The sequence below is a fragment of the Oleiphilus sp. HI0066 genome (genome assembly GCF_001635725.1).
In genome coordinates, this window is the sequence record NZ_LWFH01001668.1 from 1 (window position 1) to 1,401 (window position 1,401).

General features: G+C 45.1%; 2 protein-coding genes and 2 pseudogenes. 3 read left to right on the forward strand and 1 reads right to left on the reverse strand.

Going from position 1 to position 1,401, the window contains the following annotated elements; all coding sequences use genetic code 11:
- From A3738_RS31570 to A3738_RS26155, 3 genes and pseudogenes are all read left to right on the forward strand, one after another.
- A pseudogene (locus tag A3738_RS31570) lies at positions 1-276 on the forward strand (cbb3-type cytochrome oxidase assembly protein CcoS); the annotation flags it as partial.
- A 28-nt stretch (positions 277-304) separates the two neighbouring features.
- Positions 305-523 (forward strand): cbb3-type cytochrome oxidase assembly protein CcoS, encoded by a 219-nt coding sequence (gene ccoS / locus A3738_RS26150; protein ID WP_068475695.1) that lies wholly within the window; start codon positions 305-307, stop codon positions 521-523.
- 32 nt (positions 524-555) lie between these two features.
- Positions 556-1,167: a sulfite exporter TauE/SafE family protein gene (locus tag A3738_RS26155; protein WP_197472427.1), complete on the forward strand. Its 612-nt coding sequence runs from the start codon at positions 556-558 to the stop codon at positions 1,165-1,167.
- Between the two features lie 2 nt (positions 1,168-1,169).
- On the opposite strand, the pseudogene A3738_RS32175 reads toward A3738_RS26155, so the two are convergent.
- Positions 1,170-1,401 (reverse strand): annotated as a pseudogene (locus A3738_RS32175) (tRNA 2-thiocytidine(32) synthetase TtcA); the annotation flags it as partial.

A 1,401-nucleotide genomic window follows, 5' to 3' on the forward strand; every position in this document is an offset into this window, starting at 1 on the left:
AACCTATCTATTGCAATGGGCGGAGCGAGTGACTTAACTAAGCTCAATGCGGATGCCATTTTGTTAAACGAGCACCTCGTATCACTGGCTGACGCTTTCCAGTATTCACGCAGAACAAGAACAGTCATTATTCAAAATATTTGCTGGGCACTTGGCTATAACTTATGCATGCTGCCACTTGCAGTGGTCGGCCTCATTCCACCTTATTTTGCTGCGCTCGGCATGTCATTAAGCTCTTTAATTGTTGTATTTAACTCTATGCGCCTGCGAAAATAGCATCTCACTTAGTGCTGAATAAATCGTTATGGAAATTCTTTACATACTCATCCCTGTTTCTTTAATACTTGTGACGATCGCTATCTGGCTATTTGGCTGGGCAATTAAAAATGGACAGTATGATGACCTTGAAGGCCCTGGCCATAGCATCTTGTTTGATGATGATGAGCATATGATTCCTGGTCCAGACGACAAGCCAAAACAACAAAGCAAGGCACCTCAACACAACCAAGAAAAGGACGTATAGCCATCGAATATACCATCCTGCTAAGTGCATTCTTGCTTGGACTATTAGGTTCAGGCCATTGCTTTGGGATGTGCGGTGGACTCGCGTCTGCGCTTGGGCTCAATACCCCCCAGCATAATTATGTTTATAGCTATAATCTCGGACGATTAAGCTCATATACCTTCGCTGGCTTACTAGTCGGTGCGCTAGGATTTTGGTTCTCTGAATATCTCGGTGCACTGATGCTTTTGCGTATTGCGGCAGCGATCATGCTGATCCTAATGGGCTTATATCTAACTGGATGGCTCAATGCTCTACTTTTTACTGAGAAGCTTGGTGCCATTTTATGGCAAAAACTTAGACCGATTGGCAGTCGATTTTTACGGCCTCAGTCTCATAGGGCAGCGATAGCGCTTGGCGCTGTATGGGGCTGGCTACCATGCGGATTGGTATATTCTGGACTGATTTACGCGAGCACCCAAGGAACGCTCTCTGGCTCAGCAATGACAATGCTTGCATTTGGTTTAGGGACCTTACCTAGCATGCTAGGCGTCTCGGTAGCAGGCCAACGGTTATCTGCGATTTTAAATAGTCAGTGGTTTAGAAAAAGTGCTGGCATGACTCTTATCTGCTTCGGCGCCTGGTCGTTAGTTTCTAGTTTTTAAGATCATGGCTGATAAATTTCGATGACCTGTACGATGCTTTCATCTTGACTCGGGTTCGAGGAAGAAATCGTTTGCTCAGCCCCAAATTCATATGGTTTACGCGCTTCGGTACGATCAATTTTGAGCGTTTCAAAATCGAATAAATTTCTGTCTGCAAGCTGTGACGGTGCAACGTTTTGCAAAGAGCTAAATATCGACTCAATACGAGAGGGATGCTCCTTCTCCCAAGCTTGC